General features: G+C 53.2%; 27 protein-coding genes. 10 read left to right on the top strand and 17 right to left on the bottom strand.

The window, feature by feature from the left end:
* Window positions 1–123: 123 nt before the first annotated feature.
* Entirely contained in the window at window positions 124–1,071 is a 948-nt protein-coding gene (locus tag RDN66_RS01085) for an L-lactate dehydrogenase (protein ID WP_035897708.1), read from the top strand.
* Window positions 1,072–1,150: 79 nt separating this feature from the next.
* Here RDN66_RS01085 and RDN66_RS01080 read toward each other — a convergent pair whose 3' ends face one another.
* The 7 genes from RDN66_RS01080 to RDN66_RS01050 all read right to left on the bottom strand — a co-directional run bounded on the left by RDN66_RS01080 (window position 1,151) and on the right by RDN66_RS01050 (window position 7,540).
* Window positions 1,151–2,398 carry a putative acyl-CoA thioester hydrolase gene (locus RDN66_RS01080; RefSeq protein ID WP_308537460.1) on the bottom strand — a complete coding sequence of 416 codons (1,248 nt, stop codon included), beginning with the start codon at window positions 2,396–2,398 and terminating at the stop codon, window positions 1,151–1,153.
* Between the two features lie 77 nt (window positions 2,399–2,475).
* Window positions 2,476–2,865, bottom strand: a complete 390-nt coding sequence (pcaC, locus tag RDN66_RS01075) for a 4-carboxymuconolactone decarboxylase (RefSeq protein WP_035897712.1) — start codon at window positions 2,863–2,865, stop codon at window positions 2,476–2,478.
* On the bottom strand, window positions 2,855–3,619 hold the full coding sequence (pcaD, locus tag RDN66_RS01070) for a 3-oxoadipate enol-lactonase (protein WP_202215750.1): 765 nt from the start codon (window positions 3,617–3,619) through the stop codon (window positions 2,855–2,857). The genes pcaC and pcaD overlap by 11 nt, the downstream gene beginning before the upstream one ends.
* Window positions 3,616–4,962 (bottom strand): 3-carboxy-cis,cis-muconate cycloisomerase, encoded by a 1,347-nt coding sequence (locus RDN66_RS01065; protein ID WP_308537459.1) that lies wholly within the window; start codon window positions 4,960–4,962, stop codon window positions 3,616–3,618. Before RDN66_RS01065 ends, pcaD begins: the two co-directional genes overlap by 4 nt.
* Before the next feature lie 9 nt (window positions 4,963–4,971).
* Window positions 4,972–6,174 (bottom strand): 3-oxoadipyl-CoA thiolase, encoded by a 1,203-nt coding sequence (gene pcaF / locus RDN66_RS01060; protein ID WP_202215752.1) that lies wholly within the window; start codon window positions 6,172–6,174, stop codon window positions 4,972–4,974.
* Window positions 6,175–6,183: 9 nt separating this feature from the next.
* Window positions 6,184–6,840, bottom strand: a complete 657-nt coding sequence (locus RDN66_RS01055; protein ID WP_035895478.1) for a 3-oxoacid CoA-transferase subunit B — start codon at window positions 6,838–6,840, stop codon at window positions 6,184–6,186.
* A 10-nt stretch (window positions 6,841–6,850) separates the two neighbouring features.
* Window positions 6,851–7,540: a 3-oxoacid CoA-transferase subunit A gene (locus RDN66_RS01050; RefSeq protein ID WP_202215753.1), complete on the bottom strand. Its 690-nt coding sequence runs from the start codon at window positions 7,538–7,540 to the stop codon at window positions 6,851–6,853.
* Window positions 7,541–7,706: 166 nt separating this feature from the next.
* Between RDN66_RS01050 and RDN66_RS01045 the strand changes: the two genes are divergently transcribed.
* A complete protein-coding gene (locus RDN66_RS01045; RefSeq protein WP_035895474.1) occupies window positions 7,707–8,513 on the top strand; it encodes an IclR family transcriptional regulator C-terminal domain-containing protein in 807 nt (268 codons plus the stop codon).
* A gap of 42 nt (window positions 8,514–8,555) precedes the next feature.
* Here RDN66_RS01045 and smrA read toward each other — a convergent pair whose 3' ends face one another.
* Entirely contained in the window at window positions 8,556–9,119 is a 564-nt protein-coding gene (gene smrA / locus RDN66_RS01040) for a DNA endonuclease SmrA (protein WP_202215754.1), read from the bottom strand.
* Window positions 9,120–9,711: 592 nt separating this feature from the next.
* On the opposite strand from smrA, the gene ogt reads away from it, so the two are divergent.
* The 3 genes from ogt to uspE all read left to right on the top strand — a co-directional run bounded on the left by ogt (window position 9,712) and on the right by uspE (window position 12,467).
* The gene (gene ogt / locus RDN66_RS01035) at window positions 9,712–10,227 is read left to right on the top strand and encodes a methylated-DNA--[protein]-cysteine S-methyltransferase (protein ID WP_308537458.1); all 516 of its coding nucleotides are present in this window, start codon (window positions 9,712–9,714) and stop codon (window positions 10,225–10,227) included.
* A gap of 195 nt (window positions 10,228–10,422) precedes the next feature.
* Window positions 10,423–11,175 (top strand): fumarate/nitrate reduction transcriptional regulator Fnr, encoded by a 753-nt coding sequence (fnr, locus tag RDN66_RS01030; protein WP_061708991.1) that lies wholly within the window; start codon window positions 10,423–10,425, stop codon window positions 11,173–11,175.
* A 341-nt stretch (window positions 11,176–11,516) separates the two neighbouring features.
* The gene (gene uspE, locus RDN66_RS01025) at window positions 11,517–12,467 is read left to right on the top strand and encodes a universal stress protein UspE (RefSeq protein ID WP_035895468.1); all 951 of its coding nucleotides are present in this window, start codon (window positions 11,517–11,519) and stop codon (window positions 12,465–12,467) included.
* Window positions 12,468–12,535: 68 nt separating this feature from the next.
* Here uspE and RDN66_RS01020 read toward each other — a convergent pair whose 3' ends face one another.
* The 3 genes from RDN66_RS01020 to pntA form a co-directional block, all read right to left on the bottom strand.
* Window positions 12,536–12,724 (bottom strand): YdiH family protein, encoded by a 189-nt coding sequence (locus RDN66_RS01020; RefSeq protein ID WP_035895467.1) that lies wholly within the window; start codon window positions 12,722–12,724, stop codon window positions 12,536–12,538.
* Between the two features lie 137 nt (window positions 12,725–12,861).
* Window positions 12,862–14,250: a Re/Si-specific NAD(P)(+) transhydrogenase subunit beta gene (pntB, locus tag RDN66_RS01015; RefSeq protein ID WP_035895466.1), complete on the bottom strand. Its 1,389-nt coding sequence runs from the start codon at window positions 14,248–14,250 to the stop codon at window positions 12,862–12,864.
* Between the two features lie 10 nt (window positions 14,251–14,260).
* On the bottom strand, window positions 14,261–15,790 hold the full coding sequence (gene pntA, locus RDN66_RS01010; RefSeq protein ID WP_202215755.1) for a Re/Si-specific NAD(P)(+) transhydrogenase subunit alpha: 1,530 nt from the start codon (window positions 15,788–15,790) through the stop codon (window positions 14,261–14,263).
* A gap of 523 nt (window positions 15,791–16,313) precedes the next feature.
* Between pntA and ydgH the strand changes: the two genes are divergently transcribed.
* From ydgH to folM, 3 genes are all read left to right on the top strand, one after another.
* Entirely contained in the window at window positions 16,314–17,264 is a 951-nt protein-coding gene (ydgH, locus tag RDN66_RS01005; RefSeq protein ID WP_202215756.1) for a DUF1471 family protein YdgH, read from the top strand.
* A gap of 262 nt (window positions 17,265–17,526) precedes the next feature.
* Window positions 17,527–18,909, top strand: a complete 1,383-nt coding sequence (locus tag RDN66_RS01000) for an amino acid permease (RefSeq protein ID WP_202215757.1) — start codon at window positions 17,527–17,529, stop codon at window positions 18,907–18,909.
* Between the two features lie 39 nt (window positions 18,910–18,948).
* The gene (gene folM, locus RDN66_RS00995) at window positions 18,949–19,674 is read left to right on the top strand and encodes a dihydromonapterin reductase (RefSeq protein ID WP_202215758.1); all 726 of its coding nucleotides are present in this window, start codon (window positions 18,949–18,951) and stop codon (window positions 19,672–19,674) included.
* Window positions 19,675–19,677: 3 nt separating this feature from the next.
* Here the strand turns inward: folM and RDN66_RS00990 are convergent, their stop codons facing one another.
* Window positions 19,678–20,013: a GlpM family protein gene (locus RDN66_RS00990; RefSeq protein ID WP_035895486.1), complete on the bottom strand. Its 336-nt coding sequence runs from the start codon at window positions 20,011–20,013 to the stop codon at window positions 19,678–19,680.
* A 154-nt stretch (window positions 20,014–20,167) separates the two neighbouring features.
* On the opposite strand from RDN66_RS00990, the gene rstA reads away from it, so the two are divergent.
* Window positions 20,168–20,887, top strand: coding sequence for a two-component system response regulator RstA (rstA, locus tag RDN66_RS00985; protein ID WP_202215759.1), 720 nt, complete (start codon window positions 20,168–20,170; stop codon window positions 20,885–20,887).
* A 134-nt stretch (window positions 20,888–21,021) separates the two neighbouring features.
* Here rstA and RDN66_RS00980 read toward each other — a convergent pair whose 3' ends face one another.
* On the bottom strand, window positions 21,022–21,564 hold the full coding sequence (locus RDN66_RS00980) for a cysteine hydrolase family protein (protein WP_227675081.1): 543 nt from the start codon (window positions 21,562–21,564) through the stop codon (window positions 21,022–21,024).
* Window positions 21,565–21,817: 253 nt separating this feature from the next.
* On the opposite strand from RDN66_RS00980, the gene RDN66_RS00975 reads away from it, so the two are divergent.
* The gene (locus RDN66_RS00975) at window positions 21,818–23,161 is read left to right on the top strand and encodes a cation:dicarboxylate symporter family transporter (protein WP_308537456.1); all 1,344 of its coding nucleotides are present in this window, start codon (window positions 21,818–21,820) and stop codon (window positions 23,159–23,161) included.
* A gap of 44 nt (window positions 23,162–23,205) precedes the next feature.
* Here RDN66_RS00975 and RDN66_RS00970 read toward each other — a convergent pair whose 3' ends face one another.
* The 4 genes from RDN66_RS00970 to RDN66_RS00955 all read right to left on the bottom strand — a co-directional run bounded on the left by RDN66_RS00970 (window position 23,206) and on the right by RDN66_RS00955 (window position 26,587).
* A complete protein-coding gene (locus tag RDN66_RS00970; RefSeq protein ID WP_202215761.1) occupies window positions 23,206–23,832 on the bottom strand; it encodes a hypothetical protein in 627 nt (208 codons plus the stop codon).
* A 158-nt stretch (window positions 23,833–23,990) separates the two neighbouring features.
* On the bottom strand, window positions 23,991–24,782 hold the full coding sequence (locus tag RDN66_RS00965) for a PhzF family phenazine biosynthesis protein (protein ID WP_202215762.1): 792 nt from the start codon (window positions 24,780–24,782) through the stop codon (window positions 23,991–23,993).
* Window positions 24,783–25,053: 271 nt separating this feature from the next.
* On the bottom strand, window positions 25,054–25,626 hold the full coding sequence (locus tag RDN66_RS00960; RefSeq protein ID WP_308537455.1) for a TetR family transcriptional regulator: 573 nt from the start codon (window positions 25,624–25,626) through the stop codon (window positions 25,054–25,056).
* 97 nt (window positions 25,627–25,723) lie between these two features.
* A complete protein-coding gene (locus tag RDN66_RS00955; protein ID WP_202215764.1) occupies window positions 25,724–26,587 on the bottom strand; it encodes an arginase family protein in 864 nt (287 codons plus the stop codon).
* Window positions 26,588–26,876: the final 289 nt, after the last annotated feature.

Raw genomic sequence — 26,876 nt, 5'->3', positions numbered from 1 at the left:
ACTCTATCATTCGACCTCGTGTAGTCTCATACCATTAACTTATAATCGTCGCCGGCTATTGCGCTAACCACTTGTTAACGAGTAGTTTTATCCCCTGTTGTTTGCCCATGCAATGGAATAACCATGAACACGAAAGCGCGTAAAGTCATGATAATTGGTGCCGGCAATGTCGGTGCATCGGCAGCCTATGCGCTGCTGAATCAGAATATTTGCGAAGAATTAATCCTGGTCGATCTGAATAAGACCCGTGCCGAAGCCCATGCCCAGGACCTCAGCGATGCCGCGGCCTATATGCCGGGAATGATGACTATTTCCTGTCGCGACGTCAGCGACTGTGCGGATGTCGATATTGCGGTTATTACCGTTTCCGGCGGCGCGCTCAAGCCCGGTCAGACGAGGCTTGATGAACTGAAAAGCACCGCCAATATCGTTCACAGTATTGTTCCGCAGATGATGGCTGGCGGCTTTAACGGTATTTTCCTGATTGCCACCAACCCTTGTGACATCATCACCTGGCAGGTCTGGCAGCTCTCCGGCCTGCCGCGTAACCAGGTTATCGGTACCGGCGTATGGCTCGATACCACACGTCTACGTCGTAAGCTGGCTCAGGATCTGGAAATTGGCGCGCAGAGTATTGACGCATTTATTCTCGGCGAACACGGCGATAGTCAGTTCCCGGTCTGGTCACATTCGTCGGTGTACGGCTCCCCCATTGAAAATGTTTATCGGCATCGCACGGGGAAAGCGCTCGACCGTCAGGCCATGGCGGATAACGTACGCAAGCTGGGTTTCGAAATTTACGCGGGTAAAGGCTGCACGGAGTACGGTATTGCGGGAACGATTGCTGAAATTTGCCGCAACATCTTTACCGGTAGCCACCGCGCGCTGGCCATTTCCTGCATTCTGGATGGAGAGTATGGCGTTGATGGCGTGGCAATCGGTGTACCTGCGGTGCTCGCGCAAAGCGGTGTACAGCAGATAATCGAGCTTCAGTTGGCCGACGATGAGCGGGAGAAATTTGCCCGCTCGGTAGAGATTATTAAGACCAATATTACGCTGCTGCCAGCTTGAAACCACAGGCACAATAGTGTTGCACAGTCCGAATCTACCCTCGGACTGTGCGTTTGTGCGTGATTTTCTGGCACTGGACTTATTTCTCCCAGCGCGTATTCCACTCCCATAATCGGTTGAAATTGACGTCGTTAAGCTCTCGTGAAGCGCTGGAATTCGCTTTATACGGCCTTGCGGTGGTCGCCGCTGCCCCCCAAGGCGACAGTGCGTCGTAACCGCTATCGATGGTGCTATCAACAATCAACACCTGACCGCTCGCCGTTTTACCCGGCAGATAACCCGTCTTTCCAGCGCCCTGATCCCATGCGCGGCCGAGTTTCGCTTTGAACGCACCTTTATAGCCATCATCGGTGGTAAAACGGCTGTTCGTCACCAGAAAACCGTACGGATTATCCGGCAGCGTATTAGGAGCGAGCACATACGCTTCCGGCGAGCGACGGCTGGAGACGGTGTGAAAATGCACGCGGTCAAAGACGACGTTAGCGCGACCAAACACGTAATCCACATCGCCCTCTACGTAACTATCCTGCATCAGTACGCGGTTGATCCTATCAGTCAGCGCCTCGTTGTGGCGATCGCTGACGTTGAGATACAGCGTATCCTGACGTCCCAACAACCGGACGTGTTGTAGCTGGATACGATCACCGTCGGTACGCAACGCCACGCCCTGATGGGTACCCCCGTCCACCGTATCCAGCAAACTGTTAGCGATTGTCAGGTTATAAAGCTGTAAATCTTGGCATTGCGCCCATAAAACGGCGGCACAGTTGGTGCCAATCAGCGCGCTGGTTTTTCCGGCGCACAGTGCGTACTGGTAGTAAGCCGGTGAACCCGGCGGGTAGCGGTCTGCGCTGACGGTTTTGCGATAGGTTGCTGGGCTAAACTGCGAGTCCAGCGCGAATTCGATTCTCACGTCCTGCGGCTGTTTGCCGGTACCAAAAAGGGTGATTGGCGGCGCATTGTCGGGGATATAAACCGTTCCGGTGTAAACGCCGGGATCGATGCGGATATAAAGGCGTTCGCTTCCCTGATGCTGGGCAATGGCAGCATCAATCGCTTGCTGAATATCATTATAGGGGGCCCCGGAGGTCGCGACGCGCCACGGGGTATTGTTGTCGGGAACGATGGGTTGGGGTTGCCAGGCTCCCTGCAAATCATGAACCTGCCCACCGTGGGCGAAATAGTTCTCTGCGGTATAGGCGACGGCTTCCTGCGCCGTCAACAGCGGCTTGCTTGCCGTACCCGTTGACGAAGCAGCGACGCAGCCCTGCAGCACCAGCGGCATACAGAGCAACGTCGACATTCCAGGGTAACGTAATCTTGTCATCGGTTCTCCATTAACAGTGTTAAATAGAAAAGAGGACCGATAATAATGGAACTACGTTTTATTTTTCAGGCCAGGGATCACGAATTCCCCGCATCAATATCATCGAACACCTGCTGAGCCAGATGCATCGTCGCATTTGCCGCCGGTAAACCGCAGTACAGCGCCGAGTGCATAATCAGCTCTTTCAGTTCGTCGCGGGTCACGCCGTTATTAAATGACGCCCTCAGATGCATTTTGAGTTCGGCTTCGCGGTTGAGTGCAATCAGCATGGCGATGGTTATCATGCTGCGCGTATGGTGACTCAGACCCGGACGCGTCCAGGTTTCACCCCAGGCGTAGCGCGTGATAAAGTCCTGAAACTCCTCGTTCAGCGGGGAAAGTTTCGCCACAGTGCGATCAACATGAGCGTCGCCTAGTACCTTTCGGCGAACCGCCATACCCTGCTGATAGCGTTCTTTATCCGCCATGATTCCTCCGTAAAAAAGCCACCAGCGCGGCATTAAATTCGTCGCTGGCTTCGATATTTGATAAATGTGAGGCCGGGAGACAGACCTGGAACGCGTCATCAATCTGTTGATGCAGGAAATCGGCATCGTCCACGGTGGTAACCAGATCATTTTCCCCGGCGATAATCAGCATCGGCACATGAATAGCCGCCACCTCGGCACGCAGGTCTGCGGCGGCAAGCGCATCGCAGCATTCGGCGTAGCCTTCTGCTTCTGACTCGGCCAACTGATGACACAGTTGCTCTACCACCGCGGGATGATGCTCACGGAAGGCATGAGTAAACCAGCGATCCGCAGAGCCGGCGGCAACCACGCCCATGCCTTCACTGCGCACGGTACGCGCTCGTGATAACCAGCCCGCCTGCTCGCCAATTTTAGCCGCGGTGTTCGCCACAACAACCGCCTCAAAACGTTCCGGCGCAAAGCGTGCCAGCCACAGTCCGGTCAGGCCACCCATTGAAATACCGCAGAAACTGGCGCGTTCGATATTCAGATGATCGAGCAGCGTAATCACGTCCTCACCCAGCTGTGACAACGTCACCTTTCCGCGTTTCGTTGTTTGTCCATGACCGTGCGTATCATAGCGCAGCACGCGAAAGTGTTCGGTCAGCGCGGGCATTTGCGCGTCCCACATCGTGAGCGTAGTGCCCAGTGAGTTTGATAACACCAGTACCGGTGCCTTTTCCGGTCCGTCGAGGCGATAATGGATATTCATGTCCCTAACTCCTGAAAGCGCGCCAATACCTGGCGCACAAAGTGGTCCGCGCTACCGACAGCGTTTGCCGGATCCAGCAGCTGCGTAAGTTGCTCTGAAGAAAGATGCTGGCTCACCAGCGAATCCTTTTCCAGTAGCGGTCGTAACGGACAATCAAGCGCGATTGCCCGATGGCAAATTTTTTCAATCAGATGGTGGGCATCCGCTTTACCGATATGGGCCGCTAGTGCCTGAGTGACGGATTCAGCCATGATCAGGCCATGAGTGATATCGAGATTATCACGCATCTTTTGCGCATTAACCTGCATCCCTGAAAGCAAATATTCGCTGTTTTCGAGCACGCCCCCCGCCAGCATCACCAGCTGCGGAAGCGTTTCCCATTCGGCCTGCCAGCCACCCAGCGCGCGTTCGTGCTGTTGAATCTGGCTCGCATACAGCGTCGCCATCAGCCCCGGCGTACGAGCGACCGCCGCAAGGATCGCAGCACAGCTAACCGGATTACGTTTATGCGGCATCGCGGACGAACCGCCTCGCCCTTCCGCAATGGGTTCACTCACTTCAGCGACTTCCGTTTGCATCATTAACGCAAAGTCATTGGCGAACTTACCAAGGGTCGCGCAAAGACCGGCATACCAGCTCGCCAGTTCAATAATACGGTCTCGCTGGCTATGCCATGGGGTATCGGGAAGCGCCAGGTTCAGTTCATCGGCCAGCGCTTGCGCAACCTGCGGCCCTTTCTCTTTTAGCGAGGCGAGCGTACCCGCCGCACCGCCAAATTGCAGAGTCAGGACGCGAGGACGCATTTGCTGGAGCCGTTCGTGCCAGCGCAGTAACGCATCCAGGGTGCCCGCAAGTTTCAAACCGTAGGTGATCGGCAGCGCATGCTGCATCCAGGTTCGACCCGCCATCAGCGTATGCTGATAACGCGCAACCTGTTTGGCCAGCACGTGCATAAGACGCTGAAGCCGGGACTCCGTCTGCTGTAACGCTTGCTGAAGTTGAAGCATCAGGCCGGTATCAATGGCATCCTGGCTGCTTGCACCCCAATGGACATAGCGAGCCGCCTCCGGGGCGCTCGCCTTCACCACCTGAGTCAACTGCTTCACCAGGGGAATCGCCAGATTGCCAGCATTCGCCGCCGCCGCGGCGAGCGCCGGAAAATCGAGCCGTTGAGCCTGACAGGCCGCAACGATAGGCTCCACCGCCTCGTGGGGAATGATTCCACAGCGAGCCTGCGCTTTGGCTAGCGCGGCTTCAAAATCCAGCATCCCCTGAACGAGCTGCTCATCGCTGAAAACAGCCGTGAGTGCATCCGTGCGCAATAGCGGGGTTAACAAACTCATTCCTGCTCCTTATACACGTTCAATAATCAGCGCGATTCCCTGGCCTACGCCAATACACATGGTGCACAGCGCATAGCGCCCACCGGTACGGCGCAGCTGGTAGGCCGCGGTCATCGCCAGGCGTCCACCTGACGCGCCGAGCGGATGGCCCAGCGCAATCGCCCCACCGTTTGGATTAACATGTGCCGCATCATCCGGCAATCCTAAATCGCGCAGTACCGCCAGCGCCTGTGCGGCAAACGCCTCATTCAACTCGATAACATCCATTTGCGCCAGCGTTAAGCCGGTTTGCGCCAGCACTTTCCGAACGGCAGGTGCCGGGCCAAAGCCCATAATCCGCGGCGCAACCCCTGCGGTGGCAATGCCAACCACCCGAGCCAGCGGCTGCAAGTCATTTTGCGTCATTGCCTGTTCGCTGGCTAATAATAACGCGCAGGCACCATCATTTACGCCAGAAGCGTTGCCCGCCGTGACGGTGGCGTCCGGGCGCACAACACCTTTTAATTTTGCCAGCGACTCCAAAGCGGTGCTGCGCGGGTGTTCATCCTGGGTAAAGAGAATCGGCTCTCCTTTACGCTGCGGGATCTGCACCGAAATGAGTTCATCATTAAATGCCCCATTCGCCTGCGCCAGCGCGGTTCTCTGCTGGCTTCGCAGCGCGAAAGCGTCCTGGTCGGCACGCGCAATAGCAAAATCGGTTGCCACGTTTTCCGCCGTCTCCGGCATCGAGTCCACGCCATAGCGCGCTTTCATCTGCGCGTTAATAAAGCGCCAGCCGATCGTGGTGTCTTCCATCTTCATGGCGCGGCTAAACGCACTTTCCGCTTTGCCCATCACAAACGGCGCACGGGACATACTTTCCACGCCGCCAGCAATCATCAGCTGCGTTTCACCGCTTTTAATCGCACGGGCTGCCACGCCAATCGCATCAAGGCTCGAACCGCAAAGGCGGTTGATGGTGGTTCCAGGTACCGTCTCCGGCAGCCCGGCCAGCAGCAGCGCCATGCGGGCGACGTTGCGGTTATCTTCCCCCGCCTGGTTGGCGCAGCCGAAAATCACATCATCAATCAGCGCCGGATTGAGCCCCGGATTGCGCTCCAACAGCGCTTTCAGCGGCAGCGCGGCCAAATCGTCAGCGCGAACGCCTGAAAGAGTACCACCAAAACGACCGAACGGAGTGCGTACCGCGTCGCAGATAAATGCCTGATTCATCATTGTTCCTTAAGCGATTTCCGCTACGGCGTGATAAGAGAGCGTGACCGGTGTGATGCGCTGCAGTTCTTCAAAGGAGAGTCCGTTGAATATCTCGCGTACCACCGGGCCGCTTGCGGTAATGTCGATAACGGCCAGGTCGGTATAGATGCGGCTAACGCAGCCCACACCGGTCAGCGGATAGGTACAGTGTTCAACCAGCTTGCACTCCCCGTCACGCGTGAGGTGGTCCATCATGACGAAAACCTGACGCGCGCCGACGGCTAAGTCCATCGCCCCGCCAACGGCCGGAATCGCATCTGGAGCGCCGGTGCTCCAGTTGGCAAGGTCGCCCTGCGCCGAGACCTGGTAGGCTCCCAACACGCAGATATCCAGGTGACCACCGCGCATCATGGCGAAGGAGTCGCCGTGGTGGAAATAGCAGCCGCCCTGCAATAAGGTGACGTATTCTTTACCTGCGTTAATCAATTCCGGGTCTTCCTCGCCGGGAGCCGGTTTTGGCCCCATACCCAGCAGGCCGTTTTCGCTGTGCAGGAACACTTCTTTGTCCGTCGGCAGGTAGTTGGCGATACGCGTCGGCAGGCCGATACCTAAGTTGACGTAGGCCCCTTCGGGAATATCCTGCGCCACGCGCTTTGCCATATCATCACGAGAGAGTTTTTGCATCATGGGCCCCTTAAGCGCGCATTGCCTGGTGGTTGAGGTTTTCCAGCGAGAAGATACGCTGAACGAAAATGCCTGGCGTCACCACGTTCTCCGGGTCGAGCTCCCCCAGCGCCACCAGATTGGTGACTTCGGCAATCGTCGTTTTTGCCGCGGTGGCCATGATCGGTCCAAAGTTACGCGCCGCCTTACGGTACACGAGGTTGCCCCAGCGATCGCCCTGGTGGGCTTTAATCAGTGCAAAGTCCGCTTTAATCGGGTACTCCAGTACATAGTGGCGACCGTCAATTTCCCGCGTCTCTTTACCTTCCGCCAGCGGCGTGCCGTAACCTGTAGGGGTAAAGATAGCCCCAAGCCCTGCCCCTGCGGCCTGGATGCGCGCGGCCAGGTTACCCTGCGGCACCAGCTCGAGCTCCACTTTGCCGCGGCGATAGAGGTCATCAAAAATCTGCGAATCGACCTGACGTGGGAATGAACAAATCATTTTGCGTACACGGCCCGCTTTCAGCAGCGCCGCGAGGCCAATTTCACCGTTACCCGCGTTGTTATTGATGATGGTCAGGTCGCGCGCGCCCTGCTCAATCAGCGCATCAATCAGTTGGGTTGGCTGTCCGGCTGGCCCGAAACCACCAATCATTATCGTCGCCCCATCGTTGATACCCGCGACGGCATCGGTCAGCGTCGGCACACTTTTATCGATCATCAGGTTGCTCCTTGATGTGCGACTATCGCACTTGTATTCGTTGTTCGCACAAAATGTGACCCGCTTAACGATGCCGGTCAAGGGCGATAATCGAAATATGGTGCGATAATCGAACATCGTGTATGTTTAGCTGAAGAATGTGATCGATGGCATAAACGGAGAGAAAATGGAGAAACATCCAGACGATATTTTGACGGGCGATAGCGATCCGTTTAAAGGTGACCCGAATTTTATGGCGTCGCTGGCGCGAGGGCTGGAGGTGATCCAGGCCTTCACTCCACAGCGTCGGGTGCTGTCGATTTCACAAATCAGTCAGAAAACGGGTATTCCGCGCGCGGCGGTGCGACGCTGCCTGTATACGCTCGGCAAGCTTGGGTTTGTTTACGCGGAAGATGGTAAGAATTTCCAGCTACGCCCACGGATTTTATCCCTTGGGCACGCCTGGCTGGCATCAACGCCGCTGGCGCGTTCGGCGCAGCCGGTGCTGAAACACCTGAGCGATATGCTTAATGAGTCCTGCTCTATTGCCACCCTCGACGGCGACGATATTCTCTATATTGCTCGCGCCTCCAGCTCACGCATAATGACCATCGATCTCGATATCGGCAGCCGTTTGCCCGCCTGGTCCACTTCGATGGGGCGCGTGCTGCTAAGCCACCAGCCGGAAGAAAAGCTGAATGACATGCTGGCGCGTATCACCATGATTCGCTATACCCCGCAGACCATCTCCTCCGTTGCCAAACTGCGAACCGAGCTGAAAACGATTCGTCAGCAGGGGTATGCGTTAAACGATCAGGAGCTGGAAATGGGGCTGCGTTCGCTGGCGGTGCCGCTGTTCAACCCACAGGGGCACGTGGAAGCGGCATTAAACGTGGGCGTTCATGCGGGACAAGTTTCCGCCGCCGATCTGTTAGAACGGGTGTTGCCGGAACTGCAAAAAGCGGCGGCAGAGCTGAGTTTGTTGCTGCGTTAGCGCCGGATGGCGCTTCGCTCATCCGGCCTACAGCGAGTTTATCTAGCGGCTCCGTTTGGCGTGCCGTTCCCAGTTTTCTTGCTTCGCGGAGTCCGATTTTCTCAGCGCAACGTAGCACGCACCGCTGCCGCCATGGTGCGGTAGCGCGCAGCAAAATGCCTGTACTTCGTCGAATTCGGTCAGCCAGCGGGCCAGATAGCTGCGAATAATATTGGCATGAGAACCGTCCTCTTTGCCTTTGCCATGAATAATCAGCACGTTGCGTAGATTCTCTTTCTGCGCCTGGCGGATAAAGGCAAACAAGTTCTGGCGACAAGATTCAACCGGCTGGTGCAGCAGATTCAGGCTGGCCTGCTGGTTATATTTCCCCAGCCGAAGTTTATCCAGCACACCGTTCTGTAGCCCTTCACGCTTAAATTCAAGCGGTGTCGCAAGCGGGACGATATCGAGAAAGCCGGTGGTGAGAAAGTTATCCAGCTGCAGCGTGTCTAACTCCTGCCGAGTGCGGGCGTTACGAACGGGCTGCCAGTGTACATCGTGGCACTGCTTAAGCGGCTGGACATCCTCCATGGCGTCAAGAAACAGCGATTTGTCATCAAGATTCATGAGAGCTCCCCTTCGTTACGTCTGGCGCATACTATAGCCGTGTCGCCGGGTTGGCTCAATGCGTTGTCATCCAGTTGCGTAATTCCTCACCTTCCAAATATCTTCATTCGCAACTTATTATTTATTTGTATAAATTAATTCATGCTTAAATGTCGTAAATTGAGAATTAATATTGAGCGGGCATTTCGAATACGTGAAATAAATCACCAAGAATTATCTGGAAAATTAACGCGAACCCGTTATAAATAGTAATACCCGCTGTTCGGAGCAAAAGTGGGAACAAGTATGGACACAATTGTGTGGTTGCTGCGGGGTCTGGCGATGTCGACAGGCCCCGATTTTTATTCTACTGACCGCTCTCGCCTTTTCATTACCCCGCTATTCAATAGCTTACTTATAGTCGGCTATACATTATTTTATATTTCTTGCCATCGGAAAAATTTAATTTTTATATCCTCTTAATTCGCACAATCCGAATTGGTTATATAAAACCATATATTTTACAAGGTTACACATTTGGGGTATAGAGCATCGTTGTATTCACATGGTATGGTGGAGTATAGGAATAATTCATTAAAATGAGAGCGTACGTATGCTGACTTTGCTCGAAGACAAAATTGCTACCCCGGTGGGGCTGCTGTGGATCCTGTGCGATGAAAATTTCCACCTGCGGGCGATTGAATGGGAAGAACACAGCGACCGTATGGATCAACTGCTGGACATTCACTACCGTCATGAAGGTTATACCCGCGTCGCTTCCCGCAATCCGGGTGGATTGAGTCAAAAGCTCGCTGATTACTTTGAGGGCGATCTTGCCGTGATTGAAACGCTGCCAACGGCGACAGGCGGAACCGACTTTCAGCGAGAAGTGTGGCAGACCCTGCGTACCATCCCTTGCGGACAGGTTATGCATTACGGGCAGCTTGCCGAACAGCTGGGTCGCCCCGGCGCCGCGCGAGCCGTGGGCGCAGCAAACGGATCGAATCCTGTCAGCATTGTCGTTCCCTGCCATCGGGTAATTGGGCGCAACGGCACCATGACGGGCTATGCCGGTGGCGTACAGCGAAAAGAGTGGCTTTTACGCCATGAAGGCTACCTGCTGCTTTGATTTTCTGTGCCTTATCGTCGCCTTAAGACATCTGCTTTCACAATCACTCCTGAAAATAAATGAGGTATATCAATTGGATATATCTCGATGGGAACTATCCCTTTTTAATATTAGGTGAATCCCTACGCCGAGACTTACCTGCTCCATAAAAAGATGTTAAAATTGACTAATATCAATTACGGCTTGAGCAGACCTATGATCCCGGAAAAGAGAATTATACGACGCATTCAGTCTGGCGGTTGCGCTATCCATTGTCAGGATTGCAGCATCAGCCAGCTTTGCATCCCGTTCACTCTTAATGAGCATGAGCTTGATCAGCTGGATAATATTATCGAGCGCAAAAAGCCCATTCAGAAAGGGCAAACCCTCTTCAAGGCCGGTGATGAACTGAAGTCTCTGTACGCTATTCGCTCCGGTACCATCAAGAGCTATACCATCACCGAACAGGGCGATGAGCAGATTACGGGCTTCCATCTGGCCGGTGATTTAGTGGGCTTTGATGCCATCGGGACAGGCCACCACCCAAGCTTTGCTCAGGCGCTGGAAACCTCAATGGTTTGTGAGATCCCGTTCGAAACGCTGGACGATTTGTCCGGTAAGATGCCAAACCTGCGTCAGCAGATGATGCGTCTGATGAGCGGTGAGATCAAAGGCGATCAGGACATGATCCTGCTGTTGTCGAAGAAAAACGCGGAAGAACGCCTGGCGGCCTTTATCTATAACCTGTCTCGCCGTTTCGCGCAGCGTGGTTTCTCTCCTCGTGAGTTCCGCCTGACGATGACCCGTGGCGATATCGGTAACTACCTCGGTCTGACGGTAGAAACCATCAGCCGTCTGCTGGGTCGTTTCCAGAAAAGCGGCATGCTGGCAGTAAAAGGCAAATACATTACGATTGAAAACAGCGATGCGCTGGCAATCCTCGCGGGACATACTCGCAACGTTGCCTGATAGATTCTGAGCACTTGCTGAAAAACCCCGAATTTTCGGGGTTTTTTATTGCCGTTATGTTTCCACCACTCGCTTCAGTCATCGTGATTTTCTGATGGCTGGAGATAGTCTGAAAATCGGCAACATTCCCTCCCCCAATGCCTGACCATCTCGCAGAATGCCGCAGAAATAGCGTTAATTCCATTCCAGCTATAAGTAAATCCTTGGGGCTAAATTCCAATACGGCAGTAATGTTAATTTATCCTGTTTGTTGATCTAGCGAAGGTTATCCCCTGTTTCATTCTCCATATATGAGTTATCTTTTACTTACAAACTGTGGTTACAGCTGTAAGGAGACCTGTATGGCCAAGTATCAAAATATGCTCGTTGCTATCGACCCGAACCAGGACGATCAGCCGGCGCTGCGACGCGCTGTTTATCTACATCAACGAATTGGCGGGCGCATTAAAGCCTTTTTGCCTATCTATGACTTCTCTTATGAAATGACCACCCTTTTGTCTCCTGACGAGCGCACCGCAATGCGCCAGGGCGTAATTAGCCAGCGAACCGCATGGATCCGCGAGCAGGCTAAATTCTACCTGGAGGCTGGCGTACCGCTGGAAATTAAAGTGGTGTGGCACAATCGCCCCTTCGAAGCGATTATTCAGGAGGTTATCAGCGGTGGCCACGACCTGATGCTGAAAATGGCCCACCAGCATGACAAGCTGGAATCCGTCATCTTTACCCCGACCGACTGGCACCTGCTGCGCAAATGCCCTTGCCCGGTGTGGATGGTGAAAGATCAGCCGTGGCCAGAAGGCGGTAAAGCGCTGGTGGCCGTCAACCTCGCCAGCGAAGAGGAATACCACAACGCGCTGAACGAGAAGCTGGTCAAAGAGACGATGGAGCTGGCAGACCAGGTTAACCATACCGAGGTTCACCTGATTGGCGCCTACCCTGTAACCCCTATCAATATCGCGATTGAACTGCCTGATTTTGATCCAAGCGTGTATAACGACGCGATTCGCGGTCAGCATCTTCTGGCGATGAAATCGCTGCGCCAGAAATTTGGTATCGACGAAAAATTCACCCACGTTGAGAAAGGGCTGCCTGAAGAGGTTATCCCGGATCTGGCCGCGCATCTGGATGCCGGTATCGTGGTGCTGGGCACCGTCGGCCGTACTGGTATTTCAGCGGCATTCCTGGGTAATACGGCGGAACAGGTCATTGACCACCTGCGTTGCGATCTGCTTGCTATTAAGCCAAATGATTACCAGACGCCGGTCGAGATGGATGACGAAGAGGACGATTAACGGTCCTGGTGATGGTAATAAAAAAACCGGCTCATGCCGGTTTTTTTATGTCTGGTATCACACACCTATCAGTGGAGCCCTAGTCGCCAGGCAAAATCGATTTCTTCTTTGAGCTCAATGGCGGAAAGTGACATCAGGTCGGCAAATTCCAGCTCAAGCTGTTTAACGCGTTTCAGGTACTGTGCGGGGGTTAAAGGCGTGGTTTCACGGCGGAGATATTCGATGGCCAGTTGTGCAGGCGATAACAAGGTATCCATAACTTCCTCTTAGGTGTGGACGACTTGAAGTAGTGTAACACCTTTGAGTGTGCAATTTTTGACCAAAAGCAATCAAGAGACAAATAAAAAAAGCCGCCGGTCCACGAGACCCGACGGCTTCATTTTCAAACGAACAATCAGAGCGCTTTCAGAATCGCGTCTACGCTTGCTTTAGCATCACCAAAGAGCATAGAGGTGTTCTCTTTAAAGAACAGCGGGTTCTGCACGCCAGCATAGCCCGTGTTCATTGAGCGTTTGAAGACGATAACGTTCTGCGCCTTCCACACTTCCAGAACCGGCATCCCGGCGATTGGGCTCTTCGGATCGTCCTGTGCAGCCGGGTTAACGGTGTCGTTCGCACCGATAACCAGCACCGTGTCGGTATCGGAGAAGTCGTCGTTAATCTCGTCCATCTCCAGCACAATATCGTAAGGCACCTTCGCTTCCGCCAGCAGCACGTTCATATGGCCTGGCAGACGCCCGGCAACCGGGTGAATACCGAAACGAACCTTAATACCGCGTGCACGTAGCTTGTCGGTGATTTCAGCCACCGGATACTGCGCCTGTGCCACCGCCATGCCGTAGCCCGGGGTGATAATCACCGTGTGAGAGTTTTTCAGCATTTCCGCCGTCTCTTCCGCGGTGATTTCACGGTGCTCGCCCACTTCTTCGTCGCTACCGGTAGAGGAACCATCGGTACCAAAACCACCGGCAATGACGCTGAAGAACGAACGGTTCATTGCTTTACACATGATGTACGACAGGATGGCACCAGAAGAACCCACCAGCGCACCGGTCACGATCAGCAGGTCGTTGCTGAGCATGAAGCCCGCCGCCGCCGCCGCCCAACCGGAGTAGGAGTTCAGCATCGAAACCACCACCGGCATATCCGCACCGCCGATGGAAGCCACCAGATGCCAGCCAAAAGCCAGCGCGATAACGGTCATCACCAGCAGGCACAGCACCTGAGTCCCGACGCTATCGGTACGAACGAACGCCACCAGCAGCAGGAAAGAGACTACCAGCGCGGCGAGGTTCAGCTTGTGACGGTTTGGCAGCATCAGCGGCTTAGACGACATTTTACCGCACAGCTTACCGAACGCCACGATAGAACCGGTAAAGGTCACCGCACCGATGAAAATACCGAGGAACACTTCGGTCAGGTGAATATTGACCAGAATCTGCTCCATGCCGGTTTCGTGCTGCAGGTAGCTGTTAAAGCCCACCAGCACCGCTGCCAGACCCACGAAGCTGTGCAGAACCGCCACCAGCTCCGGCATTTCGGTCATTTCAACTTTCTTCGCCAGGCGAATACCAATCGCGCCGCCGATGATCATCGCCAGCAGGATCCACGCCACGTTGCTGGTATCCGGCCCGAAGATGGTCGCAATCAGTGCGATAGCCATCCCGGCAATACCGTAGTAGTTGCCCTGTTGGGACGTTTCGTGTTTGGACAGCCCTGCAAGGCTAAAAATAAACAGGATCGCGGCAACAATGTATGCAGCTGTAACTAATCCTCCAGACATGTGTTACCCCTTATCCTTTGCGGAACATTTTCAGCATGCGCTGAGTGACGGTGAAACCACCAAAAATATTAATGCTGGCGATCAATACCGCGATAAAACTCAGGAAGCTGACCCAGCCACCATGGCCAATCTGCAGAAGCGCCCCGACCACGATAATGCCCGAGATGGCATTTGTGACCGACATCAGCGGCGTGTGCAATGCATGAGAAACGTTCCACACCACGTAGTAACCCACTACGCAGGACAGCGCGAACACCGTAAAGTGACCGAGGAACTCTTTTGGCGCGACGTTCGCCAGCCAACCGAATAGAATAATCACCAGCGCCATCAGCGCATACTTGCGCCATGGTGAAGCCGGTTTAGCCGCTTCTTTTGGCTCTTCAGCCACTTTCTTCGCCGCCTGAGGCTGCGCAGAAACCTGAATTGGCGGTGCCGGCCAGGTGACTTCGCCTTCGCGGATCACGGTCACGCCGCGTACCACGACGTCGTCAAAGTCGATGGTGACGTTGCCGTCTTTCTCTTTGCACAGCAGCTTCAGCAGGTTTACCAGATTGGTACCGTACAGCTGGGAGGATTGCGTCGGCAGACGACCGGCAAGGTCGGTATACCCAATCACCTTCACGCCGTTTGGCGTGGTGACGATTTGATTCGCCACGGTGTATTCGCAGTTACCGCCGTTTTGTGCCGCCAGGTCAACGATGACGCTACCCGGCGTCATGGAGTCAACCATTTCACGGGTGATCAGTTTCGGGGCCGGTTTACCCGGGATCAGCGCCGTGGTCACAATAATGTCGACCTCTTTTGCCTGCGCGGCAAACAGCGCCATTTCCGCGGCGATAAACGCCTCGGACATCACTTTAGCGTAGCCATCACCGCTACCCGCTTCTTCTTTGAAATCCAGCTCAAGGAACTCGGCGCCCATACTCTGCACCTGTTCTTTAACTTCTGGACGCGTATCAAAGGCACGGACAATCGCACCGAGGCTGTTAGCCGCGCCGATCGCTGCAAGACCTGCGACGCCAGCACCAATCACCATCACTTTTGCCGGTGGGACTTTGCCCGCCGCGGTGATCTGGCCGGTAAAGAAGCGACCAAATTCATGGGCCGCTTCAACAATCGCACGGTAGCCGGCGATGTTTGCCATCGAGCTTAAGGCATCGAGCGACTGCGCGCGGGAAATGCGCGGCACAGAGTCCATTGCCATAACGTTAATGCCACGGGCGGCCAGCTTCGCCATCAGCTCAGCGTTTTGCGCAGGCCAGATAAAGCTAATCAGCGTGGTGCCCGGATTCAGCAGCGCGATTTCTTCATCCAGTGGTGCATTCACTTTGAGGATAACCTCTGACTGCCAGACCGCGTCGCCTGTGACGATTTCTGCCCCAGCCTGAACAAATGCCTCATCATCAAAACTTGCCAGTTTTCCTGCACCACTTTCAATTGCCACGCTGAAACCGAGCTTAAGCAGCTGTTCCACCGTCTTCGGTGTTGCTGCGACTCGCGTTTCCTGGGCCCACCTCTCTTTTGGTACACCAATACGCATAACTATTCCCTTACATCGGTTTTTATTTGATGGTTTGCTATTTTGTCAGTGTGTTGCGGATGACCCGTAAGCGAACAAACAGGCGAGCAACCTGAATAAATAAAACAGTAACAAACTGTCTATAACCTACTGAAAATCACGATTGTGATCTAGCTCCGGAAAACACTATTTTTGCATTAAATGCCAAACACCGAGTGATGACGGTTACAAACAGCGATATTTACCCCGATTTGTTTAGCGAGCCTCATAATTCGCTTCATCGACGAGTGAAAACATGATTTTTTGCGGGCAGGATATGCTAATTAACATTCTATTAACTTAAAAAAGTCATATGGTTGACCGGTTTTTCTGGTCAAGCGCCCGTTTTTTCAACATATCAGGAAAAGTTATCCAAAACCGTCATCGGGTTCGCATCTGAAGTGAAAAATGACGCAGACAGTAGCGTCATTTCAATGCCATAATCAGGCGTTTCCCGTTTACAACATTTCCGATTTTGGTTTGCGCAAGGCGAAGGATTATTTTTATGAAGCTTAAGAACACCCTCCTCGTGTCCGCCATGCTGTCTGCCGCGGCCTTGTCCGCTCATGCAGCTACCGAGCTGACCCCGGAGCAAGCGTCCGCACTGAAGCCATACGACCGCATTGTCGTAACAGGTCGTTTTAACGCCATTGGCGATGCCGTCAATGCTGTGTCCCGTAAAGCGGACAAAGAAGGCGCAGCCTCCTTCTATGTTGTCGATACCTCAGATTTCGCTAGCAGCGGGAACTGGCGCGTAACGGCCGACTTATATAAAGCCGATGCAGGCAAAGCGGATACGCCTAAAAACCGCGTCATCAACGGTATCGTTGAACTGCCAAAAGATCAGGCCGTTGCCCTGGTTCCTTATGACACCGTTACCGTGCAGGGCTTCTACCGCAGCCAGCCAGAAGTGAACGATGCCATCACCAAAGCCGCAAAAGCCAAAGGCGCGGCTTCCTTCTTTATCGTTCGTCAGGTTGATGCCAATGACGGCGGCAACCAGCGCGTAACGGCATACATTTATAAAGCTGACGCTGAAAAACGCGTTCTGCAAAGCCCGGATGCTATTCCTGCTGACTCCGACGCTGGCCGTAAAGCCCTGGCCGCAGGCGGTGAAGCCGCTAAACAGGTTGAAATCCCAGGCGTTGCCACCACTGCCGCCGTAGGTTCAGGCACCGGTGTTGGCCGGTTCTTCGAAACCCAGTCCTCTAAAGGTGGACGTTACAGCGTCACGCTGCCAGACGGCACTAAAGTTGAAGAGCTGAACAAAATCGCTGCTGCACAGATGGTGCCGTTCGACAGCGTTAAGTTCACCGGCAACTACGGCAACATGACCGAAGTGTCCTATCAGGTAGCCAAACGCGCCGCCAAGAAAGGCGCGAAGTACTACCACATTACACGTCAGTGGCAAGAGCGTGGCGGCAACGTCACCATCAGCGCCGACCTGTACAAGTAATCACAAAAAAGCCGGTGATGATTCACCGGCTTTTTTCATCATCACGCTCACTCTCTGACTTTCACCCCTTTTTTACACCAGCACCGCCGCCGGGACATTCCTTTTTGATTCTCCAGAATCCAATATCCTGACTTTTTAAGTCATACATTGTTGCATGTATGCACTGCTCTCCGTAAAATCGCCGCCTCAGCGCAATCCTCCATTTTTATGCGATTTCGCCAAATAAATATTCTTGTTCTTCTTCTTCCACAACAGGATTCACATGGAAAAGAAATTAGGGCTTAGTGCTCTGACGGCACTGGTTCTGAGCTCTATGCTCGGTGCAGGCGTTTTTAGTCTGCCGCAAAACATGGCGGAAGTTGCCAGCCCTGCCGCGCTGCTGATTGGTTGGGCGATTACCGGCGTCGGTATTCTGTTCCTGGCTATCGCGATGCTGGTGCTGACCCGTATTCGCCCAGACCTCGACGGCGGCATTTTTACCTATGCACGCGAAGGTTTCGGTGAGCTGATTGGTTTTTGCTCCGCATGGGGTTATTGGCTTTGCGCGGTGATTGCTAACGTCTCTTATCTGGTGATTGTCTTCTCAGCGCTAAGCTTCTTTACCGATACGCCCGAACTGCGTCTCTTCGGCGACGGCAATACCTGGCAGTCCATTGTTGGCGCATCGGTTCTGCTGTGGGTGGTCCATTTTCTGGTACTTCGCGGCGTGCAAACTGCTGCTGGCATTAACCTGGTCGCAACGCTCGCGAAGCTGGTGCCGCTGGGGCTGTTTATCGTACTTGCCGCCATTGCCTTCAACAGCAACACCTTCACCCTGGATTTCCACGGCATTGACTTAGGCGTACCTGTCTGGGAGCAGGTGAAAAACACCATGCTGATTACCCTGTGGGTATTTATCGGCGTGGAGGGCGCGGTGGTCGTATCCGCTCGCGCCCGCAATAAAAAGGATGTAGGCCGCGCAACGCTGCTGGCAGTGGTTTCCGCGCTGGGCGTGTATTTGCTGGTGACGCTGCTGTCAATGGGTGTGGTGGCTCGCCCGGAACTTGCTGAGATGCGTAACCCATCAATGGCTGGCCTGATGGTGCGTCTAATGGGCTCATGGGGTGAAGTGGTGATTGCCGCCGGGCTGATTGTCTCGGTCTGCGGCGCTTATCTGAGCTGGACGATTATGGCGGCAGAAGTGCCGCTGCTGGCCGCCACGCATAAAGCCTTCCCGCGTATTTTTGCCCGCCAGAACGCGAACAATGCGCCATCCGCTTCGCTATGGCTGACAAACCTCAGCGTTCAGGCAAGTCTGGTACTGATCTGGCTGACCGGCTCAGACTACAATACGCTGCTAACCATCGCCTCCGAAATGATCCTTGTGCCCTATTTCCTGGTGGGCGCATTTCTGTTAAAAATTGCGAATCGTCCGTTACATAAGGTTATCGGTGTCGGCGCCTGCATTTATGGCTTATGGTTATTGTATGCTTCTGGCCCCATGCACCTGCTGCTGTCGGTCGTGCTCTACGCACCGGGGCTGTTGGTCTTTATTTACGCGCGCCGCACTCATGTCGACAACGTCATGCTGAAGCGTCGTGAACTGGCTTTAATTGGTTTGCTTCTGGTTGCCGCCGTACCGGCAACATGGATGCTGGTGGGGTGATACGCGTGACCCCATCGTCTGCAAAATAAGGAGAGTACGATGGGTTCAAACATGCTATCACGCCCGATTCTGATAACCGGTGGAGGCCGCCGCATTGGCCTCGCCCTTGCCCACCATTTTCTCACCCAGCAGCAACCGGTTATTTTAAGCTACCGGACTCACTATCCCGCCATCGATGTCATGCAACGAGCTGGCGCGGTCTGTATTCAGGCAGACTTTTCTACTGATGAAGGCATTTATACTTTTGCGGATGCGGTAAGAAGCCACTGCTCCGGCCTGCGCGCGGTTATTCATAACGCTAGCGGGTGGCTGGCAGAAACGCCAGGCGCATCGCTGAGCCATGTGCTGAACGCGATGATGCAGATTCACGTCCATGCTCCCTACCTGCTTAACCATGCGCTGGAAGATATGCTGCGCGGTCACGGTCATGCTGAAGGCGACATTATTCACTTCACCGACTACGTGGTTGAGCGCGGTAGCGATAAGCACATCGCCTATGCCGCCAGTAAAGCGGCGCTGGATAATATGACCCGCTCGTTTGCTCGCAAACTGGCGCCGGAGGTCAAAGTCAACGCCATTGCCCCAGCGCTGGTGCTGTTTAATGAGGGTGATGATGCGGAATATCGCCAGAAAGCGCTCAACAAGTCGCTGATGAAGATTGCCGCCGGGGAGAAAGAAATTATCGATCTCGTCGAGTATATCCTCGGCAGCTGCTACGTCACCGGGCGCACCTTCGCCGTCGATGGCGGTCGTCCATTGGTTTAGCGTTTAGTGGAAGCGTCCCCACAGGAAGATAAGCAGCCAGGCGCTGACGCCCCAGCAGGCCACCGCGCCTGCTAACGCCAGCGGCAAGCGCATCATGCCGGTGAAGTACCACAGCGAAAGCAGATAGAGAAAATAGGGAATAATCGACCACATGCCGAAAACGATAGTGGCACGCAGCGCCTCGGTACCGCGCTCGCTGGCTACAATGTAGTGCGCAATCAGCGCAAAGGTCGGGAACAGCGGGATCAACCCGGCGATCGCGTAGTTTTTAGTTTTCGCAAGTACGCCAATCAACACCACCACCAGCGCTCCCAGCAGCGCTTTAATTAACAACCCCATTTTTTTGTTCACCAATAAACAACATGTTGTCCGAGCATAACGGAAGTCTGCTTATTAATGAATGGTTAATGCAGCGCGGAAATTAAGAAAGGAATGATAGCGGGCAACAGGCGCTCAGTGTATCGTAGCCTTTTTTCCGTCAGTGCGTAGAGTAATGAATAAGATCGTTTATGTTGAGGATGATCCGGATGTTGGGGCGCTGATCGCCGCTTATCTCGGAAAGCATGATATGGAAGTGGTGGTCGAGCCTCGCGGTGATAACGCAGAGGCAACGATCAGCCGGGAAAACCCTGACCTGGTGCTGCTGGACATCATGTTGCCAGGCAAAGATGGCATGACGCTATGCCGCGACCTGCGCGGTCAATGGGCCGGCCCTATTGTGCTGCTCACTTCGCTCGATAGCGACATGAACCATATTTTATCGCTGGAAATGGGCGCTAACGATTACATACTCAAAACGACGCCCCCGGCGGTGCTGTTGGCACGTCTGCGCCTGCATCTGCGCCAGCGCTCTGCCTCAGCAAGCAGTACGACACCGGCGCAACCCGCGCTGACGCCACATAAAGCCATTCGCTTCGGCACGCTTTCCATTGACCCGGTCAATCGCCAGGTACTGTTAAGCGGTGAGAACATTGCGCTATCGACGGCGGATTTCGATCTTCTTTGGGAGCTGGCGACCCACGCGGGGCAAATTATGGACCGCGACGCGCTGTTGAAAAATCTGCGAGGCGTCACTTACGACGGTATGGATCGCAGCGTTGATGTGGCTATCTCGCGCCTGCGTAAGAAGCTGCTCGACAGCGCGACCGAACCTTACCGCATTAAAACCGTGCGTAATAAAGGCTATCTTTTCGCGCCGCACGCCTGGGAGTGATGAAACGCCAGACAGCATAAAATGCTGGGTGAAAAATTATAACCTCCGAGAGACGCGATACAACCACCTTCAAAAACAGCGTGTTTATGCTACCAATAGAACGATAAACACGCTTCCAGCCCTACTTTATAAAATCAGCTGCTCTGCAACATCAATTCGGTAGCATTAGCCCCGCGGGCAAACCCCGCTTCCAGCAATCCGAGCGTCACGTTGAAGATGTTCTCTGCGCTCAGTCCGGCGTTATCCAGCGGGAAACTCAGGACAGCATCGCGCACCACCGTCATTTTGAAGCCTAAATCGCATCCTGAGCGAACCGTTGAGTTCACGCAGAAACCGGCCACGGCACCGACCACCGTCAACTCAGTAATCTGTGCTCGCTGCAGCCAGCTTTGAAGGTCGGTAGAACTAAACGCCGAAGACGTCCGTTTAACCCATACCGTTTCTTCGCCCTGCTCTTCAAACCCAGCTACGGGAGGGTATTGCGGAGAATTTTTATGTAGGTCAGACCCCGGTTCCATCGTTTCGTGACGAACGTGGATCACCGGCTTTCCGGCCGACCGAAAAGCGGCAATAACAGATTTCATGTTTTCAATGCTGTCAGTGGGAAAATACGTTATCCCACGCGCGATTCTATCGCTGACAAACCGTTGCATATCAATAACCAGTAACGCCTGCATAATGCCCCCGAATGGAGATAAAAAAATAACCTACGAGATCCCCGTACTGAAAACAAGCCGCCAATGATGGTGTGGACCGCGGATAATCGCAGAGGGTATCAAACGCATAAAGTCACAATTTTTGTGTGACATTACAGAGTTTTATTCTTTATAATTCGCCGCGTCGCTATTATCCATCTGGGATAATAGGTTAATTAATTGAAAACAACTCTTTCCGGCATTTCAGGTGCTGAATGGGGCAAGAGGCTTAAAGATGTTCACTACGCTCGCGTATATTGCGCTTTTTTTGATCTGCTCATGGGGCATTTTCGAAATAGATAAACGCAGTCAATCGCTCTCCCGCTCTGTCTTCGTCGCCATTTTCATGGGTGCGATCCTTGGGCTCTCTCTTCACTTTATCTCTTCTGGCAGCAAAGCCACTATTATTGACTGGTACAGCGTCATTGGTAACGGGTATGTGAATTTATTAAAATTGGTCGCCATCCCGCTGATCTTTATTTCCATTCTGTCTGCCATTAATAAGCTCGAAAATAACGCGGGGATCGGCAAACTGTCCCTGACGATTGTCGCATGTATGCTTGTGCTGGTGATGATCGCCGGGTTTATTGGTCTGGCTACCGCCCACGTTATCGGGCTCAACGCCAGTACCTTCGGGCAGATGCAGTCCAACTTAACGGCTGATGACGTCTCGAAAACGGCCGCCGTTTCACTGCCACAGCTCATCACATCGTTAATTCCAACCAACCTGTTCCTTGACCTGACCGGTGCAAGAAGCGTTTCGGTGATTGGGATTGTCATATTTACCCTGCTGGCAGGTGTTGCTCTACTGAAAGTGAAAAAAGAGGCACCGGAAGAAGGTGAAAAATTAAGCAGCGGAATTAACGCCATTCAATTCTGGGCTATGAAGATGGTGCGTATCGTTATTGCGCTCACGCCTTATGGCGTGCTGGCATTAATGGCAAAAGTCTTCTCCACCTATCAACTTGCGCAATTTACCAGCCTGCTCGGTTTTATTGTTGCCTGCTACCTGGCGGTGGCAATGATGTTTATTGTGCACGCTATTTTGCTGGTGCTAAGCGGTCATAATCCGCTGCGTTACTATAAAACCGTCTGGCCAGTGTTGACCTTTGCTTTTGTTTCCCGCAGCAGCGCGGCGGCCATTCCGCTGGCAATTACCGCGCAGGAGAAATTCGGCGTGCCGAGTACCATCGCCAATATCGCTGCTTCATTTGGTTCCAGCATGGGACAAAACGGCTGCGCGGGGATTTATCCGGCGATTATGGTTGCCATGATTGCGCCAACCCTGGGTATCGATCCGTTCTCACTGCATTTCTTGTTGACCTTGTTACCTGCCATTGCGTTGGGTTCCATCGGCGTGGCAGGCGTTGGCGGCGGCGGAACGTTTGCCGCGCTGATTGTCCTCTCCACCCTTAATTTCCCGGTCGCGTTGGTCGGTATCTTTATTGCGATTGAACCGATTGTCGATATGGCACGTACGGCGCTGAACGTGAATGGTTCGATGATGTCTGGGGTTATTGCTACCCGAGTGTTGAATAAAAAAGAAACGGAGCAAGAAAAACCGATTTCCGTTAACTGATAAAACGCGCCTCAGTGCCCTGAACGCTGAGCCGCGTCAAATCGCTATTGATAAGCGACCGTTAATTTCATTTCTGCTGTTTTATCCGCGCGCATAAAATAGTGCGTCGTCAGTAGCAACCCGATCATGAACGGTATTTCATACAGTTCTTCCATCATATCGGCATAATGCAAATCGCGTACAAACAGCGGCGCCAGCAAGCGGTGATGTTCTACGGTATCTGATATTAAGAACGTGACCACCGTGACCGCCAGCAGCCAAAACGGTATCGATTGTTCCTTAACCCGTCGCTTAATTTCGCGGCGTAAGTGGCGTGAAAACAGCGACAGCAGCAGTGCGCCAATCAATATAACCGAGATAATTCTAAAAACGATATGCGGAGTCTGCGGAAAATAGACACGACCCCAACTGGTGCTTCGTCCCAGTAAAACCACCCACCACAGCGTGGCCCACAGCCAGAACTGCTTTTCGCCTTCGGGGCGCGAGAGCGGTCTGATATACCAGACGGTAAATACCGCACCAAACAATAGCCAGAGCGCCTGACCATTTTCAATCCAGGCCACCACTACGCCGCCCAACAGCGGAACGTGCCAGTCCGCAGCAAAAGGAAATAGCACCGATAAACCAGCAAGCAATACGACGGAAACCGTCAAACGAGTATCAAATTTCATAACTAGTATTCATTAAAATAATGTAGACCTGATACTAATCAGAAATTTTTTCCCCTCGTTAGCATTGAATGCGATCTTCTTAAGGTTATCTTAATGTTCGCATAAAACGCGAAAAAAAGGCGGTTGAAAACAACCGCCCCATGCGCTCAACACGACACCTAGCGTAACAGCACTTTACCTATCAGGTACGTGGTGGCCTGCCCACCGATGTGAACGCGATCCCCCGCGAACTGACAACGTAACTCCCCGCCACGTTCAACTCCCTGATGCGCCAGCATGTGCGTTTTGCTGAGTTTTTCCGCCCAGTAGGGGATCAACATGCTATGCGCTGAACCTGTCACCGGATCTTCCGCAACGGCTTCGCCAGGACAGAAGAAACGGCTGACGAAATCGTAGGTTCCCTCACCTTTGGCGGTAACGCTGACCATTTTTCCCAGCGGGATCATGGCATGAATATCCGGACGCAGCGCCTCTACCTGCTGCTGATTTTCCAGCACAATCAGATAATCACGCGCTACGCGCGCTTCTTTGTAATCTGTTATCCCCAATGCTTCCAGTAATAACGCTGGGGGAACAACGGGTTCTGTTTTCCAGGCGGGAAAATCAAGCGTTAGCCATTCACCGTTGCGTGACACCGTGAGTGGCCCGACAAATCGAGTATCGAAATGAATCGTCGCCTCGGGATAATCAAGATATTCAAAGATAACGTGCGCGGCGGCAAGGGTTGCATGCCCACAGAGATTTATCTCACCCTGAGTCGTAAACCAACGCAGCTCAAAACCATTATCATTGGTGACAAAATAGGCGGTTTCAGACTGGTTATGCTGCTTAGCCATGTTTAATAGCGTCTCATCCGGCAGCCATTCGGTAAGCGGGCAAACCGCAGCAGCATTGCCATCAAACGTAGCGGTAGCAAAGGCATCTACCATATAAAAATCAATTTGTTGCATAGCATTCACCTCAAATTTAGCGCGGGCATTTGTATCTTATCCAAACGAGGAACGACACAATTTCTTTTTTTTATGCACTCACCACCCTATCAGATCTCATTGTCGTCGCTCCAGACTTTCTCGCCTTTCAATAAGTTATCTGATTTGATAGCACCAGGACTCCCCAACGTTAGAGGCTGACGCAGATGATTTTAAGCCACGCTTTCCAGGTGCCCTTTAGGGATGAAAATGTACGTCGGGCATTTGAGAAATGCTTATCAGGTAAAGCACATTAGCACAGCAATTTAGCCATCAGCTCAGGGAACATCGGCACATCAACGCGCAGCGAAAACGCCGAATTGATCGCCTTACGGGCAATTAAGCCATCAATAAACGCAAACAGAATAATGGTCATTTCCTGCGGGTTAATGTCCGGTCGGAACTCGCCTGCAGCCATCCCCTGCTCAATGATCGTCGCAAGACTTTGCCGCATGATGGCGTCGCTGGCGATAAAGGCATCCTGTAGTTCAGCGTTGCGGGAGGATTCCGCCATAATTTCAACCCAGAGACGATGCGTCACCGGATAACCCACATCGCTGATACAGGACGCGACCTGCTGACAGAGACGTTCAAAATAGGTCCCTGGAGCGGCTTCTTTATGGGCAGACAGCGCGGAGTTTTGCTCCTCAAGAACGATAGCCCTTATCAGCTCATCCTTGCCTTTAAAATAGGTGTACATTGCGCCCTGGCTGATACCTGCTCGGGTAGAAATCTCGCGCACGCTGGTCGCACTGAAGCCTTTTTCGGCAAAACAGGCAGCCGCGGCAGTAATCAGCTTATGGTACGTTTCGGTGTCCTTTGACATACATGACCTTTTCCATCATTCAATGGCCCAGACTTTACCGTCCTTTAAAGGTTGGAGCCAGCGTTAAGCACACCACGCTGGCTCTTGATCCTCCCCATTATTTCAGCAACGGTAAGCCGTTGAGCATGTTTTTAAGGTTCAGCATATCCCAGGGCATATGTTCGGCGAGCGTAAGCCCAACAGCCTCTGCTTTAGACGTCGCCAGATTAACGAGCATGAGTACTTCCTCAATGCTTAGCTTACCTTCAGCCACATCACCAAAGTCATGCGCACCGCGCCCCGGTTGAGCAAACAAAACTGAGCGGAAAAATGCGGGATCCAGAACGTCCAGATCGATATGAATCGCCAAATATTCGATTTTCTCTCGGTCTATCCATTCCAGCACCTCCTGTGCCCCATTTCTCACCGCTTCCGGGCTAGCGGTGGCGATATGATGTTTGGCCAGGTATTCGCTTTCGTAAGCCAGTGGATCATGAATACCGGCAATCATCACTTTTTCAGGAGAAAGCGTATTGGCGACGTGAGCCACTAAGTCATGATCGCCCGTCCCCAATAGCGCTCCCAGCACATGCGCATGGGCATTAGGGTACTGCGCCGCCGTCTGGACGTCGGGATGAGAGTCAATCCATAGCACGCCCAACTTATTGCCATATTGATTCAGCAAATGCGCAAAAGGCGCGAGCGACACCAGACAATCGCCGCCCAATACCACAATGGCCTCAGGATTATGTTTTTCAATAAGCCCGGCAGCGTCATTCAGTTGACGGAGTATCTGCGCTTTCCCTCTGATACCATCGACTTCAGCCAGTGGAATACCATCAGGCAAAGCAACGGGCACTTCTTCAACCGGCCCGGTGGGTCTGGGGGCCAGGAAAGAGAGCAGAAGCGAGCCAAGATGGTAAGGCGGGTTGTTCCCTCCCTGCCATTGTGGGAATAACAGTCGAAGCGTTTTTCTGGACATTGTTTACCTACCGTTGGTATCGAGGATGGCGTCTGGTGACATTAACGCCACATAATGAATGAACGATCATTCATTATGTGGCGAGTACAGAACAGATGCAAGCCAGAGAGCCTCCAGGATGAGACAGAAATGAGTTTGCGATTGTGTCCATGAGCATGCAGAAATGCGTTATACAGTGTACTCTGCCTGGATAACGCGCTTGTTGGCGATCGGATAGCATTTCTGAGCCAGCGCATCGGCGGATATAACAGTGTCCTCCAGAGAAAGACGTATACTAGTTAACACATTG

Source organism: uncultured Kluyvera sp. (assembly GCF_902485085.1).
Lineage (GTDB): Bacteria > Pseudomonadota > Gammaproteobacteria > Enterobacterales > Enterobacteriaceae > Kluyvera > Kluyvera ascorbata.
Note: the sequence above shows the minus strand (reverse complement) of the source record. Positions and strands in the feature narration are given on the sequence as shown.